The following is a 14,956-nucleotide window of genomic DNA, read 5'->3' on the forward strand; positions in this document are numbered from 1 at the left end:
CGACAGCCTGCACTTCGTCGACACACCGGCCCTCTCCCCAACCCTCTCCCGCAAGCGGGAGAGGGAGCACACAACTGGTCATTCAGACTCAATGGCACTTGGCAAGCTTGTCAGCACTCCGAGACGCAAATCCCGCCGTTCCCATCGTACCGACCCCGTCCGTCGCCTCATCGTCCGTTCGGCCTAGGGCTTCTCCCGCAGCCACGCCACGATCCGCTCCGCCGCCTGCTCCGCGGTGTCGGCGGTAGTGTCGATGCGGATCTCGGGCCGCTCGGGCGGCTGGTACGGCGAATCGATGCCGGTGAAGTTCTTCAGCTCGCCGCGCCGCGCCTTGCGGTACAGGCCCTTGGGGTCGCGTTGCTCGGCCACCGCCAGCGGCGTGTCAATGAAGACTTCGACGAAATCGCCGTCGCCGGCGAGCGCGCGGGCCATCTCGCGTTCCGAGCGGAACGGCGAGATAAAGGACACCAGCACGATCAGGCCCGCATCGAGCATCAGCCTTGCCACTTCCGCCACGCGCCGGATGTTCTCGACGCGGTCGGCCTCGGCGAAGCCCAGGTCCTTGTTCAGGCCGTGGCGCACGTTGTCGCCGTCGAGCAGGTAGGTGTGGTGGCCCAGCGCGTGCAGGCGCTTTTCCACCAGGTTGGCGATGGTGGACTTGCCCGCGCCGGAGAGCCCGGTGAACCAGACGATGCGCGGCGACTGGTGCTTGAGCGCGGCATGGGCGCGGCGGTCCACGTCGATGGCCTGCCAGTGCACGTTCTGCGCCCGGCGCAGCGCAAAGTGCAGCATGCCGGCGCCGACCGTGTTGTTGCTGAGACGGTCGATGATGATGAAGCCGCCCAGCTCGCGGTTGCGCGCGTAGGGATCGAAGGCCACCGGCTGGTCCAGGTGCAGGTTGCACACGCCGATCTCGTTCAGCTCCAGCGTGCGCGCGGCCAGGTGTTCGAGCGTGTTGACATTGACCTTGTACTTGGGCTGCGCCACGGTCACGCCCACGGTGCGCGTGCCGAGCTTGAGCAGGTAGGGGCGCCCGGGCAGCATGGCGTCCTCGTTCATCCACACCAGCGTGGCCTCGAACTGGTCGGCCACTGCCGGCGGGTCTTCCGGGCAGGCCAGCACGTCGCCGCGGCTGATGTCGATCTCGTCCTCCAGCGTCAGCGTCACCGCCTGGCCGCGCATGGCGTGCTCGCACGCGCCGGCGGCGCCGACGATGCCGGCCACGCGGCTCTCGCGGCCCGAGGGCAGCGCGCGCACGCGGTCGCCACGGCGGATCTCGCCGGCGCTGACGGTGCCGGCAAAGCCGCGGAAGTCCAGGTTGGGCCGGTTGACCCACTGCACCGGCAACCGGAACGGTTCGCCTTGCACGGGCGCGTTGTCGATCGGCACGTTCTCCAGGTGGGCCATCAGCGTCGGGCCGTGGTACCACGGGGTATTGGCGCTGGGCTCGGTGATGTTGTCGCCGCGCAGGGCCGACATCGGAATGCAGGTGATATCGGTCAGGCCGATCTGCCGGGCGAACTCCCGGTACTCGTTCTCGATGCGCGTATGGACCTCGCGCGAGTAGTCGACCATGTCCAGCTTGTTGACGGCCAGCACCACACGGCGAATGCCAAGCGTGGCCACCAGGTAGCTGTGGCGGCGCGTCTGGGTCTGCACGCCGCGGCGCGCATCCACCAGCAGGATGGCCAGGTCGGCGGTGGAGGCCCCGGTGACCATGTTGCGCGTGTACTGTTCGTGCCCGGGCGTGTCGGCGACGATGAACTTGCGCTTGTCGGTGGCGAAGAAGCGGTAGGCCACGTCGATGGTGATGCCTTGTTCGCGCTCCGCGGCCAGGCCGTCCACCAGCAGCGCGAAGTCGAGGTTCTCGCCCTGCGTGCCCATTTTCTTCGAGTCGGCCTCCAGCTGGGCGAGCTGGTCTTCGAACAGCATCTTGGATTCATACAGCAGCCGGCCGATCAGCGTGCTCTTGCCGTCGTCGACGCTGCCGCAGGTGATAAAGCGCAGCAGGCTCTTGTTTTGCTGGGCGCGCAGGTAGTGGGCGATCTCGCCCGAGGTGCCGGTGGCTTGCGCGGCGTCCTGCGCAAGCGCGGGCGCGGTGTCGATCAGGGTTTCCATCAGAAGTATCCCTCCTGCTTCTTTTTTTCCATCGATCCGGCCGAGTCGCTGTCGATCAGCCGTCCCTGGCGCTCCGAGGTGGTTGCCAGCAGCATTTCCTGGATGATGCCGCCGAGGGTGTCGGCCTCGCTCTCGATCGCGCCGGTGAGCGGGTAGCAGCCCAGCGTGCGGAAGCGCACCTTGCGCAGCTGCGGCGTTTCTCCGGGGCGCAGCGGCAGGCGCTCGTCGTCGACCATGATCAGCGTGCCGTCGCGCTCCACCACCGGGCGCTCCTTGGCGTAGTAGAGCGGCACGATGGGGATGTCGTTCAGGTAGATGTATTGCCAGATGTCCAGCTCGGTCCAGTTGGACAGCGGGAACACGCGCAGGCTTTCGCCCTTGCGCTTGCGGGTGTTGTACTGGCGCCAGAGCTCGGGGCGCTGCATCTTCGGGTCCCAGCGGTGCTGGGCGGTGCGTACCGAGAACACGCGCTCCTTGGCGCGCGACTTTTCCTCGTCGCGGCGCGCGCCGCCGAAGGCGGCGTCAAAGCCGTAGTGGTCCAGCGCCTGCTTCAGGCCCTGGGTCTTCCACACGTCGGTATGGACGGCGGAGCCGTGCTCGTGCGGGCTGATATTGCGCGCCAGCCCTTCAGGGTTGACATGCACGCGCAGGTCCAGGCCAAGCCGCGCGGCGGTCTGGTCGCGGAACGCGATCATCTCGCCGAACTTCCATGTGGTATCGACATGCAGCAGCGGGAACGGCGGCCGCGCGGGATGGAAGGCCTTCATGGCAAGGTGCAGCATCACGGCGCTGTCCTTGCCGATGGAATAGAGCATGACGGGGTTTTCGCATTCCGCCACCACCTCCCGCATGATGTGGATGCTCTCCGCCTCCAGTTGCTCCAGGTGGGTCAACATCGGGATCTCCTCTTGGTTTGCCGGCGCCGTGCAGGGATGTCGCGGCGGTCTGGCATGGGCACAAGGTAGCGAGCCGGGGCCCTTCGCCACTTCGTCCGGGCGGACTAAGAAATCGCGGGACGCGGCGCGCATTTCCTAGTCCACCCGGACGAGGCTGGGGCGGCCCCGCGCTCGGTATCGTTGCTTCGCCGACGAACCACGGGAGCAGGCAGATGGCGAACTCCGCCGAAGAACAATTGCTGAGCGGCCAGACCTGGGCCGAGTTTTGCGAGGTGCTCAAGCGCAGCGGGCAGCAGATCCTGCGCCCGGAGGCCCCCTCGGACGCGCTCACGCGCGCCGAGGGCTTCCGCTACCTGAGCCGCCTGCTGCGCATTGCGCTGGAGATGCATGTGGAATTTGCCGATCCGGCGTTTCCCGGCTTCTTCTCGCCGTCGCACGAAACCGCCAAGATCGGCGCGGACAATCCGGACAACCTGTACCGATACGCACGCCTGGACGGCAGTGCCGAGTACCGCATCCGCGGCCGGCGCGGCACGGTGGCGTACCTGAGTTTCGGCACGCAGAAGGGCGGCTATGAAACCGACGGGCGCATGGTCCAGACCGGCTTTCTCGACAGCAACAAGCTGGCAGTGGCGGCCGATGGCAGTTTCGAGATCGCCCTCAGCGCGCGCCAGCACGAAGGCAACTGGGTGCGCATGGAGCCGGGCACCAACGCGCTGGTGGTGCGGCAGACCTTTATGGACCGCAAGGCCGAGACCCCGGCCGAACTGCACATCGAGCGCCTCAATGGCAGCGACAAGCCGCCAGTGCTCGACGCTGAACGCCTGCATGGCGGCCTGCTGCGCGCCGCTGGCTTTGTCGAGGGGACCGCGCGCATCTTCGCCGACTGGGCCCAGGGCTATGGCGGCCATGTCAATGCGCTGCCGCCCGCCGACCAGGCCGTATGCCAGGCGGCCGGCGGCGATCCCAACATCTTCTACTACCACTCCTGCTGGGCGCTGGCGGACGACGAGGCGCTGGTGGTCGAGGTGGACCGGGTGCCGGCCTGCGATTTCTGGAATTTCCAGATCAACAACTACTGGATGGAGTCGCTCGACTACCGCTACCACGACATCTGCCTGAACAAGCACAGTGCCCGGCTGGATGCCAACGGCGGCGTCACCGTCGTCCTCAGCGCGCGCGATCCGGGCCTGCCCAACTGGCTGGAAGCCGCGGGCCACCGCAACGGCACCATGTGCTGGCGCTGGGTGGGGGCGGCGCAGCCGGTGCATCCGCGCACGCGCGTGGTCAAGCTTGAATCGCTCAGGAATGAATGCAGGGAGAACGCATGAACACCATCGCATCCGACCACACCGCAGTGCTTGACGTGGAGCGACTGCTGGCACAGGCCAGCGCACAGGCCGGCGGACTGACTGACTTTGGCCCGGGCGATTACCGCGAGGCGCTGGCGGTGCTGTCCGACTCGCTTGCGCGCGAAGCCGGGCTGTCGCCGCAGGGCGCGCAGATGCTGCAAGGCAAGCTGCAGGCGCAACTGGTGAACCGGCTGGTGATCCAGGACTACTGCCGGCGCCATCCCGAAATCCTGGAAGAGCGCGTCGACGATCCGCTGGTGATCGTCGGCCTGCCGCGCACCGGCACCACGCTGCTGCAGCGCATGCTGGCCACGGACGCGCGCTTCCACTCGGCGGCGTGGTGGGAAACGCGCTACCCGGCGCCGCTGCCCGGCGAGGACGTGCGCGATGCCGGCCGGCGCATCGGGCTGGCGCGCGAGGAGGTGGCGCAGATGATCCGCTTTATCCCGGACATCCTCGCCATCCATCCGCTCGACGCGATGGCGGCCGATGAGGAATTCATGCTGATGGAGCATTCCTTCCTGTGCGCGATGGATTCCTACGCCAACGTGCCGTCCTATACCGACTGGCTGGCGCGCCAGGACCACACCCAGGTCTATGCCTACCTGAAGACCATGCTGCAGTTCCTGCAGTGGCAGAAGCGGCAGCGCGGCGAGCCGCCGGCGCAGCGGTGGGTGCTGAAGACGCCGCAGCACCTGCATACGCTGGAAATCCTGTTCCGGGTCTTCCCCGGCGCGCAGGTCGTGCTGACCCATCGCGACCCCGCCCAGACCATTCCGTCGATGGCCAGCATGGCGCATACGCTGTGGAAGCTGTACGCCGACGCGCCCGATGCCGCCACGGTGGGGCGGCAGTGGAGCGGGCAGATGCAGCGCGCCACCGCCCATGCCATGACGGTGCGCGACGGGCTGCCTGCCGATTGCTTCCTCGACGTGCGTTTCGAGGATACCGTGCGCGATCCCTTCGGCGTGGCGCAGGCGGTCTACCGCTTTGCCGGCATGCCGCTGACCGAGTCCGCGCGCGCCGGCATGTGGGCATGGATGGAGGGCAACCCGCGCAACCAGCGCGCGGCGCACGCCTATACGCTGGAGCAGTTCGGACTGAGCCAGGAACAACTGGAACGCGATTTCGCCGGCTACCGCGCGCGGCACATCCTGAAGCAAAACTAAGACAGCGCACTGCGCATCACAGGAGACAACACCATGCTGTTGAAAGACAAGGTCGTCATCGTGTCGGGAATCGGTCCCGGGCTGGGCGTCAAGCTGGCCGTTGAGGCGGCGCGCGAAGGCGCCCGCGCCGTTGCCATCGCCGCGCGCACCGCGGCGAAGCTGGACGACGCCCAGGCCCGCATCGATGCACTAGGCGCCGACTGCGAAGTGCTCAAGGTGGTGACCGACATCACCGACCGGGCCCAGTCCCGGCACCTGGCCGGCGAGACCATGCGCCGCTTCGGCCGCATCGATGCGCTGGTCAACAGCGCCTTCCAGCACGGCAACTTCCCCGAGCCGGTGGAAGCGGCCGACCTGGATGTCTGGCGCCAGGTGTTCGACACTAACGTGTTCGGCACCATGACGCTGACGCAGGAAGTGGCGGCGCTGATGAAGCCGCAGGGCGGCGGCGCCATTGTCATGATCAACACCCAGGCCACGCGCAAGCCGATGCCCGGCGAATCCGGCTACGCGGCGTCCAAGGGCGCGCTGGCGGTGGCGGTCAAGTACCTGGCGCGCGAACTGGGCCCGCATGGCATCCGCGCCAACAGCATCTTCATGGGCTGGATGTGGGGCGAGCCGGTGCAGGGCTATGTGCGCCACGCCGCGGCCGAGCAGGGCGTGAGCGAGGACACCGTGATCGCGCCGGTGACCGCGCAGATTGCGCTGGGCCGCATGCCGACCGACGACGACTGCGCGCGCGCTGCGCTGTTTCTCGTGTCAGACTACGCCAGGGCCATCACCGGCGCTTCGCTCGATGCCAACGGCGGCGATTTCATGCCCTGAGTCCTGACCACACCAATGACACGCTACTTTGCCTTCAACGGCGACGCCGACGGCCTGTGCGCCCTGCAGCAGCTGCGCCTGGCGCAGCCCGGCGACGCCACGCTGGTCACCGGCGTCAAGCGCGATATCCGGCTGCTCGAGCGCATCGACGCCGGGCCCGGCGATACCCTGACCGCGCTGGACATCTCGCTGGAGCAGAACCGCGATGGCCTGATGCGGCTGCTCGGCGCCGGTGCGCGGGTGGACTACTTCGACCACCACCATGCCGGCGAACTGCCCGGGCATGCCGGCCTGCGCGCGCATATCGACGAGGGGCCGGAGGTCTGCACCAGCCTCCTGGTCGACCGCCACCTGGACGGCTGCCACCGGCGCTGGGCGATCACCGCCGCGTTCGGCGACAACCTGGGCAGCGTGGCGCGCGCGCTGGCGGCGCAGGCCGGGCTGGGCGAGCGCGAAACCGCGGTGCTGGAACAGCTGGGCACGTGCCTGAACTACAACGCCTATGGCGAGTGCGTGGCGGACCTGCATTTCGATCCCGCCGAGCTGGCGCGGCACATGCTGCCGTTTGCCGACCCGCTGGCGTTCGCCGCGCAATGCGGGGCCTATGCGGTGCTGTGCGACGGCTATGCGGACGACATGGCCCGCGCGCGCCGCCTGGCGCCCGCGCACGAAGTGCCCGGCGCCGCGCTGCTGGTGCTGCCTGACGCGCCGTGGGCCCGGCGCGCGATCGGCGTGCTGGCCAATGAACTGGTGCGCGGGCGGCCCGGCGACGCCATCGGCCTGCTCTCGCCGAAGTCCGGCGGCGGCTTTGCCGTCAGCGTGCGGGTGCCCGCCCACAGCGCCACCGGGGCGGCCGATTTCTGCCGCGGCTTCGAGACCGGCGGCGGCCGGCGCCTGGCAGGCGGCATCAACCACCTGCCAGACGCCGAAGTGGAGCGCTTCACGCGCTGCTTTGCAGATTGCTTCGGTCCCCGTTCCTGATAATTCAGCACGGCGGCACGAACTCGGTGACCTCCAGGTCGAAGCCGGTGACGGCGCGATACGGCACCGGGTGGCTGAGCAGGCGCAGCTTGTGCGCCCCCACATCGCGCAGGATCTGCGCCCCGACCCCCAGCGCGCGTTGCGCGAAGGCCGGCGCCGGCATGGCGGCGGCCGGCGCTGCCAGCCGCTCCAGCCGCTGCTGCGGCGATTCGCGCTCATCCAGCAGCACCAGCACCCCACAACCCTCGGCGCCGATGCGGGCGAGCGAGCGCTCCAGGTTCCAGGCGGGCAGGGCCGGCGTGCCGAAGCCCAGCACGTCGCGCTGCATTTCCACGGTCTGCACGCGTGTCAGCACTGGCTGCCCAGGATCGGGCTGGCCCAGCACCAGCGCAAGATGAAGCGCATCGACCGGCGCGTCATGGTAGGCGTGCACGGTGAAGCAACCGAAGGGCGTGGCCAGTTCCGTCGAATGCGTGCGGCACAGTGCGCTTTCGGTCAGCAGCCGGTGGTGGATCAGCCCGCTGATCGAAACCGCCGGCAGGCCGTGGTGCCGCGCGAAGGCCAGCAGGGCGGGGCCGCGCAGCAGGTCGCCGTCGTCATCGAGCAGCATCGCGTAGGCGCCGGCGGCTACGCGACCGGCCAGCGCCGGCAGGTCTGAGCAGGCCTCGGCAAAGCCCGCGCGGCGCAGCACGCCGTCGGGCTGGGCCACCACCGGGAAGATGTGGCCGGGCTGGACCAGGTCATGCGGCTGCGCGCGCGCTGCCGCCGCCACGCGCAGCGTGAGCGCGCGGTCGGCGGCGGAGATGCCGGTGCTGACGCCGCTGGCCGCTTCGATCGACACCGTGTAGCGCTCGCGCTGGCGGTGGTTCGCGGCCATCGGCGGCAGCTGCAGCAGCGCGCGGCGCGCCTCGGTGATTGCCATGCAGACCAGGCCGCGCGCCTCGGCGGCCATGAAGTTGACATCGGCCTCGCTGGCGCGCTCGGCGGCGACCAGGACGCAGCCGGTGGCCTCGTCGGTCTCGTCCTCGATCACCAGCACACGCTGGCCCGCGGCCAGTGCCGCGAGCACGTCGGCCATCGGCGGCAGTGTGGTGGCGCTCATGCTGCCTCCTGCCGGCTGGTACTGCCGAAGGCCTGGCGCAGCGATGCCGCGGCCGCATCCAGTGCATCGCTGGCGGCATCGATCATCCCCTGCATGCTGATAAAGCCGTGGAACTGGCCGGGCCAGCGGCGCACGGTGGCGCTGCCGCCCGCGCGCTGCAGGGCCTCGCCATAGGCCTCGCCCTGGTCGCGCAGCGGGTCGTATTCGGCGGTGATGATGGTGGCTGGCGGCAGGCCGTGCAGCTCGCGCTGGTGCAGCGGGCTGGCGCGCACATCGGTGGCGTCCGCCGGGTTGGCCAGGTACTGGGCGCGATACCAGTCCAGTTCCGCGGCACTGAGGAAGTAGCCCTGCGCGCATTCGCGGTAGCTGGCGCTGGTGGCCGCGGCGTCGCTGCAGTCCAGGTAGGGGTAGAGCAGCAGCTGGTGCCGCAGCGCGATGGCGCTGCCGCGCAGCTGCTGGCAGGCAACGGCGGCAAGGTTGCCGCCGGCGCTGTCGCCGGCCACGGCAAGGCGGGCCGGGTCGGCGCCCAGTTGTGCCGCATGCGCGGCGGCCCAGCGCACGGCCGCGACGGCGTCGTCGGCCGCGGCCGGGAAGCGTGCCTCCGGCGCGAGCCGGTAGTCGACCGACAGCACCAGCGCGCCGCTGCGGCGCGCCAGGCCGCGGCAGATGTTGTCGTGCGAATCGAGGCCGCAGAGGACAAAGCCGCCGCCATGGAAATAGACCACGAGCGGCAGTGCGGTGCCGTCGTCGGGCCGGTACAGGCGGGCCTTCAGCGGGCCTGCGGCGCCATCGATGGTGAGGTCTTGCTGCGCGGCGACGGTGTCGCCGGGCGCGAACGCGGGCATGGCAGCCAGCGCGGCACGGTAGTCGGCCGCGCGCAGCGTGGAAAAGTCGGGGCTGGGCATGGCGGCCATGGCTTCAAGCACGGCGCGGGCCTGGGGATCGAGCGGCATGGGGTCTCCTGGATTGCGGTGGGGAAATCGGTGTCAGAGCGCGAACGCCGGCGCGGTGCCGGCGGCAATGCCTTGCGCGCGCGCAAGCGCCGCATGCACGGCCTGCTCGTGCGGCAGGATCCAGAACTGGCCGGCCGAGACCCCGTCCAGGATGAAGCGCGCGACCGCGTCCGGCGTGATGCCGGCGGCAATGCCGCTGCGCAGCGCGCCGTTCATCTGGTCCACCTCCTGCGCGCCGCCGCCGTCGAGGCCGGCAGCGATGCCGGTGGCCACCGGACCGGGGCAGACCACGGACACGCCCAGCGGCAGGCCCGCCGCCTGCAACTCCAGCGCGAGCCCTTCGCTGAGCGCCACCACCGCTTGCTTGGACAGCGTGTAGGGGGCCAGCCACGGCCCCACGGCCAGGCCGGCCATCGAGGCCACGTTGACGATATGGCCGGCGCCTTGTGCCGCCATGCGCGGCACGAAGCAGCGCAGCGCGTGCAGCACGCTCCACAGGTTGACGCGCATCACGTGGTCGAACACTTCCGGCGGCAGCTCCCAGCAGCGGCCGGTGACGAGCACGCCGGCGTTGTTGACCAGCAGGTCCACACGGCCCAGGCGCAGGAAGCTCTCTTCACATAGGTGCTCGATCTGCCGCGCGTCGCAGACATCGGTGGGGACGGCGATGACGTTCGCCCCCTGGCCGGCAAGCGCCTCGCGCACCGCTTCAAGCGCGCCGGCGTCGATATCGGCCAGCGCCAGCGCGTAGCCTTGCGCTGCCAGCGCCTGCGCGAGCGCGCGGCCGATGCCGCTTGCCGCTCCGGTGATCACTGCGGCCTGCAGCCGCGGGTTTGCCGCCATGGTCATGGTTCTCCGTGAAAAGAAGGCGGCGGGGATCGCCGCGCATGGCTGACTTGTAGCGGCAGCGCGGCGGCACGGCATCGTCTGTTTGGGTAGGACAGGGTGGCATCACACGGCGTGTAGGGGTTTGCCCTTGAACGGCCGGGACGGGTCTGTCCTTAGTCTGTTTGGAGTATGTGTTCGGCCCGCCGGCGCGTGAGGATTGGCCTGTCCCGCAGGACTAGTCCGGCCAGCGTGTGCAGCCGGTCTTGCCTAGGGCAAACCACGAAGGCGGGGGCAAGCCGCGACCCCTTTGCCGTCCCTATAATCAGGGCACAAAAAAGGGCCACAGAGCCCGTAGCAGGCCAGCGCCGACCCGGCACGCCCGAAGCGCTGCGCACGCCACAATGGAGACAGAGGAAAATGCTGATGGAGGTTAGCCAGAACCAGGCGGCCGCACACCTGTTCGCGCAGGCGACGGTGTCGCTGTCGGAGTTCAGCACATTGCTGGGCAATATCTACCAGGGCCCGATGGAGCAGGTGCCCTGGGGCAAGGCACTGGAACAGATCCGCCGCCAGCTCAATGCCAACTATTGCACCCTGATCCTGCGCTCGCCGGCCACGGACCGGCCCGGGCTGATGATCAATGCGTCCGAGCATGGCTCGACCTTGCCGGGCGAGACCTCCTACAACAACTACTACTACGCGCTCGACCCGTTCATCGGCCTGCCGTCGGACCGGGTGGTGACCATCGATGAGCATCTCGGGCCCGGCGCCTGGTGCCAGAGCGAGCTCTACCAGCAGTTCCTCAAGGACATCGGCATCCGCTACATCCTTGGCGCGGACCTGCGTACCGATGACGGCGTCGAATGCCGCTTCCGCGTGTGCCGCGAGCATGACGGACGCGACTTCTCCGCCGCGGACAAGGCGCTGTGCACCGCGCTGCTGCCGCACCTGAAGCGCGCGGTGGACCTGCACTCGCGCATCGACGTGGTTGAATCCGAGCGCACCGTCTATGCCAGCGCCATCGACCGCATGCTGGTCGGGATGGTGATCCTGGACGAGTCCGGCACCATCATCAAGACCAATGCCGCCGCCGATGAAATCCTGGGCGCCAAGGATGGCATCCGTGTCGCCAAAGGCAGCCTGGACGTGGAATACGGCCAGGAGAACCGCAAGTTCCAGCGCCTGCTGCGCCAGGCCATGATGGGCCACCTCGGCACCACGCCGGCGCTGATGGAAGCGATGTCGATCACGCGCCCGTCCGGCAGCGCCAGGCTGGGCGTGCTGATCCGCACCATCCCGCTCAGCGAGTGGTCCGAGGACAACCGCAAGCGCCCCGCCTGCGTGGTGTTCATCCGCGACCCCGAGCGGCGCTCGCAGGCCTCGCACGAGGTCGTGCGCCAGCTGTTCGACTTCACCCCGGCGGAGACGCAGCTGGCGCTGCAGCTGGCCAACGGGCTCACGCTCGATGAGGCCGCGGACGAGCTCGGCATCAGCAAGAACACGGCGCGCGCGCACCTGCGCGCGATCTTCTCCAAGACCGGCGTGACCCGGCAGGCCACGCTGGTGCGCATGCTGCTGAGCAGCGTGATTTCTCTCGGCTAAACCACGTAACGCACGTCAGGGCTTTGCGCTGAGCACCAGCGCAAAGCCTTCCGGCGTTTCCAGCACCGCGCGCGTCTCATGCGGCCCCTGCGCCGCGGGCAGCGTCACGCCGGCACCGGCACCCACCAGCCGCGCCATTGCCGCGGCGATATCGTCACCCTCATCCACCTTGAAGGCCAGCGCGGGCTGGTCCACCAGGCGTTCCTCGCCGGCCACCAGCGCCAGCGTCAGCGCGCCCGCGTCGAGCGCGCAATAGCGGTTTCCGTCGCGAAACTTCACCGGTAGTCCGAGTCCTTCCGTGAAGAACGGCAGCGCGGTGTCGATGTCCGCGACGGGGTAAAGCAGCAGCCTGGCTTGCATGATGTCCTGATCCTCCTGGTGAAAGCGGGCGTGATGCCCGCGGCCAATGATAGGGATGCTCCATGTCCTGTTCATAATCCAATCAGACGATGTTGCAACGCCTTGCGCCGACCACACTGCGATCACACAGGCCGTTTCGGGCCGGTGGCGCGGCAACGGGCGGCGCCCCGGCGGCGGTCCTGAACCATCAATGCCAGACAAGGGGACTGCAATGCGTTTTTCACTGATCTATGAAGCCCAGACCGTCGATGCCTCGCGTGCCGGCGACCACAAGGTGTTCGATGAAATCATGGAACAGGTGGTGCTGGCCGAGGACATGGGCTTTGACGTGGTCTGGGCGGTCGAGCACACCGCACTGACCAACTATGCGCACATGAGCGCGCCGGAAACCTTCCTGGCCTTCGTCGCCGGGCGCACGCAGCGCATCGGCATCGGCCACGGCGTGGTGTGCCTGCCGCCGGCGATGAACCATCCGGTCAAGGTGGCCGAGCGCATCGCCACGCTGGACATCCTGTCCGGAGGCCGCGTGCACTTCGGCGTGGGCAAGGGCGGCACCCAGCAGGAGGCCGGCACCTTCGGCTACGACCTGAACAGCCTGCACCCGATGATCGACGAATCGATGTACCTGATCCCGAAGATCATGACGCAGGACGAGATCGAGCACGACGGCGAGTTCATCAAGATCCCGCGCCGCCCGATCCACCCCAAGCCGCGCCAGGACCCGCACCCGCTGATGTACCTGGCCTGCACCAATGCCGACACGCTGCAGCGCGCCGGCGCGCGCGGCATGGGCGCGCTGGTGCTTGGCTTTGGCGGCCCCGAGGATGTCGCCAAAAAGAACGAGATCTACCGTACCGCGTGGGAGACCCGCAAGCCTGAGGACCAGGTGGGCTTCCGCCCGCACCAGCACCTGGCCGCGCTGTGCCCGACCATCGTGCTGGAAGACGGCCTGGCCGCGCGCAAGATCGGCATCAAGGGCCAGCGTTATTTCATGGAGTCGCTGTCGTACTGGTATGCCGGCGGCGAGCGGCCCGACCCGTCCACCTGGGACGACGAGCATGTCACCGCCACGGACGCGCAGGGCAAGGCCGTCATCAACACCAAGTTCGCCTCAGAGAAGGTCTCGGTGGATTTCAGCGACCCGTCGATGATGATGCTCAACCCCAACCATGCCTACGGTACCGTCGAGGACTGTATCGGCTACGTGCAGCGCCTGATCGATTCCGGCGCCGACGAGATCCTGTTCATCTGCCAGATGGGCACGGTGCCGCAGTGGGCGCAGCTGGAAACCATCCGCAATATCGGCGAGCACGTGATCCCGCACTTCCGCAAGCAGGGACGGAAGCTGCGCGCGCTGGCTTGATCGGCGCTATGCAAGCCTGCGGGTTTGCTCCCCTCTCCCGCTTGCGGGAGAGGGGCCGGGGGAGAGGGCCAGAGCATCCACGAAGTCCCACTCACCAAATCGCGACATAGCTAGTCCCAACAGACGATGGCACCCGGCCCCACCGGTGCAAACATCAAGGCCAGCTACAAGACCAAGCAACAAGGAGACCGCGGTGCATCACGACAACAATCCCAAGGAACTGGCGGCACGGCTGATCGCGCGTGCCGAGCAGATGATTCCGGTGCTGGCCGAGCGCGCCGCGCAGGCCGAGGCCGAAGCGCGCATTCCCGCCGAGACCATTGCCGACATGCAGGCCGCGGGCTTCTTCAAGGTGCTGCAGCCCCGCCGCCACGGCGGCTACGAACTCGATCCGCAGACCTTCTTCCGCATCCAGATGGCGCTGGCCAAGGGCTGCATGTCCACCGCCTGGGTCTATGGCGTGGTCGGCGTGCACAACTGGCAGCTGGCACTGTTCGACGAGCGCGCGCAGCAGGAAGTGTGGGGCAGCAACCCTGCCACGCTGATCGCCTCGACCTATATGCCGGTGGGCAAGGTCACGCCGGTCGAAGACGGCTATCGCTTCTCCGGCCACTGGAAGTTCTCCAGCGGCAGCGAACTGTGCGACTGGATCTTCCTGGGCGGGCTGGTGCCGCCGGCCGAGCCGGGCGGCGCCTATGACTACCGCACCTTCCTGCTGCCGCGCTCCGACTACAAGATCGTGCGCAACTGGGATGTGCTGGGCCTGCGCGCGACCGGCAGCCACGATATCGTGGTCGAGGACGTGTTCGTGCCCGAGTACCGCACCCACCGCGCCGTCGATGGCGCCATGGGCACCAGCCCGGGGCTGGCGGTCAATGACGTTCCGCTGTACCGGCTGCCGTTCGCGCAGATCTTCGTGCGCGCGGTGTGCACCGCCTGCATCGGCGCGCTGGAAGGCACGCTCGATGACTTTGTCGCCTATGCCGACGGCCGCGTCAGCAGCAACGGTGGCGGAAAGACCGCGGAAGACGGCGGCGCGCAGATGGCTTGCGCCAACGCGCAGGTCGCCATCGACGAGATGCGGACCATCCTTGAGCGCAATTTCGACGAGCTGCTGGCCGTTGCGCGTGAAGGCGGCCAGGTGCAGACCCCGCGCCGCCTGCATTTCCGCTACCAGTCCGCGCAAGTGGCCGAGCGCTGCGCGCAGCTGGCCAACGGCCTGCTGCGCTATGCCGGCGGCAACGGCATCTACCGCAGCAACCCGATGGTGCGCCGCTTCCTCGACCTGCATGCGGCCCGCGCCCACTACGCCAACAACCTGGACCGCTTCGGCCAGAACCTGGGCGGCGTGATGATGGGCCGCGCCAACACTGACTTCTTCATTTGAGCCGCGCGCCGCACGGAGAT

Annotated in this window: 13 protein-coding genes; 7 read left to right on the forward strand and 6 right to left on the reverse strand. The window is 68.5% G+C overall.

Translation table 11 applies throughout. From position 1 onward, the window contains the following. Positions 1-183 precede the first annotated feature (183 nt). Positions 184-2,118, reverse strand: a complete 1,935-nt coding sequence (gene cysN / locus AC3WQZ_RS14900) for a sulfate adenylyltransferase subunit CysN (RefSeq protein ID WP_010814010.1) — start codon at positions 2,116-2,118, stop codon at positions 184-186. After that, the gene (gene cysD / locus AC3WQZ_RS14905; protein ID WP_010814009.1) at positions 2,118-3,014 is read right to left on the reverse strand and encodes a sulfate adenylyltransferase subunit CysD; all 897 of its coding nucleotides are present in this window, start codon (positions 3,012-3,014) and stop codon (positions 2,118-2,120) included. Before cysD ends, cysN begins: the two co-directional genes overlap by 1 nt. 212 nt (positions 3,015-3,226) lie before the next feature. On the opposite strand from cysD, the gene AC3WQZ_RS14910 reads away from it, so the two are divergent. From AC3WQZ_RS14910 to AC3WQZ_RS14925, 4 genes are read left to right on the forward strand one after another with little or no spacing between them, the layout of a single operon-like run. Next, complete coding sequence (locus tag AC3WQZ_RS14910) at positions 3,227-4,345, forward strand: DUF1214 domain-containing protein (protein ID WP_010814008.1); 1,119 nt, start codon at positions 3,227-3,229, stop codon at positions 4,343-4,345. Beyond that, positions 4,342-5,535: a sulfotransferase family protein gene (locus AC3WQZ_RS14915; RefSeq protein ID WP_439669740.1), complete on the forward strand. Its 1,194-nt coding sequence runs from the start codon at positions 4,342-4,344 to the stop codon at positions 5,533-5,535. The genes AC3WQZ_RS14910 and AC3WQZ_RS14915 overlap by 4 nt, the downstream gene beginning before the upstream one ends. Before the next feature lie 33 nt (positions 5,536-5,568). Then, complete coding sequence (locus AC3WQZ_RS14920; RefSeq protein ID WP_439669741.1) at positions 5,569-6,360, forward strand: SDR family oxidoreductase; 792 nt, start codon at positions 5,569-5,571, stop codon at positions 6,358-6,360. Positions 6,361-6,375: 15 nt separating this feature from the next. Further along, positions 6,376-7,341 carry an acetyltransferase gene (locus AC3WQZ_RS14925; protein WP_492300802.1) on the forward strand — a complete coding sequence of 322 codons (966 nt, stop codon included), beginning with the start codon at positions 6,376-6,378 and terminating at the stop codon, positions 7,339-7,341. Positions 7,342-7,345: 4 nt separating this feature from the next. On the opposite strand, the gene AC3WQZ_RS14930 is transcribed toward AC3WQZ_RS14925, so the two are convergent. From AC3WQZ_RS14930 to AC3WQZ_RS14940, 3 genes are read right to left on the reverse strand one after another with little or no spacing between them, the layout of a single operon-like run. Next, a complete protein-coding gene (locus AC3WQZ_RS14930; protein WP_058697818.1) occupies positions 7,346-8,443 on the reverse strand; it encodes a 3,4-dihydroxy-2-butanone-4-phosphate synthase in 1,098 nt (365 codons plus the stop codon). After that, complete coding sequence (gene lipP1, locus AC3WQZ_RS14935) at positions 8,440-9,396, reverse strand: LipP1 family hormone-sensitive lipase (RefSeq protein ID WP_058697819.1); 957 nt, start codon at positions 9,394-9,396, stop codon at positions 8,440-8,442. The genes AC3WQZ_RS14930 and lipP1 overlap by 4 nt, the downstream gene beginning before the upstream one ends. 33 nt (positions 9,397-9,429) lie before the next feature. Next, positions 9,430-10,239 carry an SDR family NAD(P)-dependent oxidoreductase gene (locus tag AC3WQZ_RS14940; protein WP_492300813.1) on the reverse strand — a complete coding sequence of 270 codons (810 nt, stop codon included), beginning with the start codon at positions 10,237-10,239 and terminating at the stop codon, positions 9,430-9,432. A gap of 402 nt (positions 10,240-10,641) precedes the next feature. Here AC3WQZ_RS14940 and AC3WQZ_RS14945 point away from each other — a divergent pair, with 402 nt between their 5' ends. After that, positions 10,642-11,826 (forward strand): helix-turn-helix transcriptional regulator, encoded by a 1,185-nt coding sequence (locus AC3WQZ_RS14945; RefSeq protein ID WP_010814001.1) that lies wholly within the window; start codon positions 10,642-10,644, stop codon positions 11,824-11,826. A 15-nt stretch (positions 11,827-11,841) separates the two neighbouring features. Here the strand turns inward: AC3WQZ_RS14945 and AC3WQZ_RS14950 are convergent, their stop codons facing one another. Next, the gene (locus AC3WQZ_RS14950; protein WP_010814000.1) at positions 11,842-12,186 is read right to left on the reverse strand and encodes a VOC family protein; all 345 of its coding nucleotides are present in this window, start codon (positions 12,184-12,186) and stop codon (positions 11,842-11,844) included. Between the two features lie 211 nt (positions 12,187-12,397). Between AC3WQZ_RS14950 and AC3WQZ_RS14955 the strand changes: the two genes are divergently transcribed. Beyond that, positions 12,398-13,549, forward strand: coding sequence for an LLM class flavin-dependent oxidoreductase (locus AC3WQZ_RS14955; RefSeq protein ID WP_011616717.1), 1,152 nt, complete (start codon positions 12,398-12,400; stop codon positions 13,547-13,549). Positions 13,550-13,742: 193 nt separating this feature from the next. Next, positions 13,743-14,936: an acyl-CoA dehydrogenase family protein gene (locus AC3WQZ_RS14960; protein ID WP_011616718.1), complete on the forward strand. Its 1,194-nt coding sequence runs from the start codon at positions 13,743-13,745 to the stop codon at positions 14,934-14,936. Positions 14,937-14,956: the final 20 nt, after the last annotated feature.

Source organism: Cupriavidus sp. FW305-26 (genome assembly GCF_058787975.1).

Bases quoted from the DNA above. Each gene is read 5' to 3' on its own strand.
- cysN (WP_010814010.1), bottom strand. From the start codon at position 2,118: ATGGAAACCCTGATCGACACCGCGCCCGCGCTTGCGCAGGACGCCGCG.
- cysD (WP_010814009.1), bottom strand. From the start codon at position 3,014: ATGTTGACCCACCTGGAGCAACTGGAGGCGGAGAGCATCCACATCATG.
- AC3WQZ_RS14910 (WP_010814008.1), top strand. From the start codon at position 3,227: ATGGCGAACTCCGCCGAAGAACAATTGCTGAGCGGCCAGACCTGGGCC.
- AC3WQZ_RS14915 (WP_439669740.1), top strand. From the start codon at position 4,342: ATGAACACCATCGCATCCGACCACACCGCAGTGCTTGACGTGGAGCGA.
- AC3WQZ_RS14920 (WP_439669741.1), top strand. From the start codon at position 5,569: ATGCTGTTGAAAGACAAGGTCGTCATCGTGTCGGGAATCGGTCCCGGG.
- AC3WQZ_RS14925 (WP_492300802.1), top strand. From the start codon at position 6,376: ATGACACGCTACTTTGCCTTCAACGGCGACGCCGACGGCCTGTGCGCC.
- AC3WQZ_RS14930 (WP_058697818.1), bottom strand. From the start codon at position 8,443: ATGAGCGCCACCACACTGCCGCCGATGGCCGACGTGCTCGCGGCACTG.
- lipP1 (WP_058697819.1), bottom strand. From the start codon at position 9,396: ATGCCGCTCGATCCCCAGGCCCGCGCCGTGCTTGAAGCCATGGCCGCC.
- AC3WQZ_RS14940 (WP_492300813.1), bottom strand. From the start codon at position 10,239: ATGGCGGCAAACCCGCGGCTGCAGGCCGCAGTGATCACCGGAGCGGCA.
- AC3WQZ_RS14945 (WP_010814001.1), top strand. From the start codon at position 10,642: ATGCTGATGGAGGTTAGCCAGAACCAGGCGGCCGCACACCTGTTCGCG.
- AC3WQZ_RS14950 (WP_010814000.1), bottom strand. From the start codon at position 12,186: ATGCAAGCCAGGCTGCTGCTTTACCCCGTCGCGGACATCGACACCGCG.
- AC3WQZ_RS14955 (WP_011616717.1), top strand. From the start codon at position 12,398: ATGCGTTTTTCACTGATCTATGAAGCCCAGACCGTCGATGCCTCGCGT.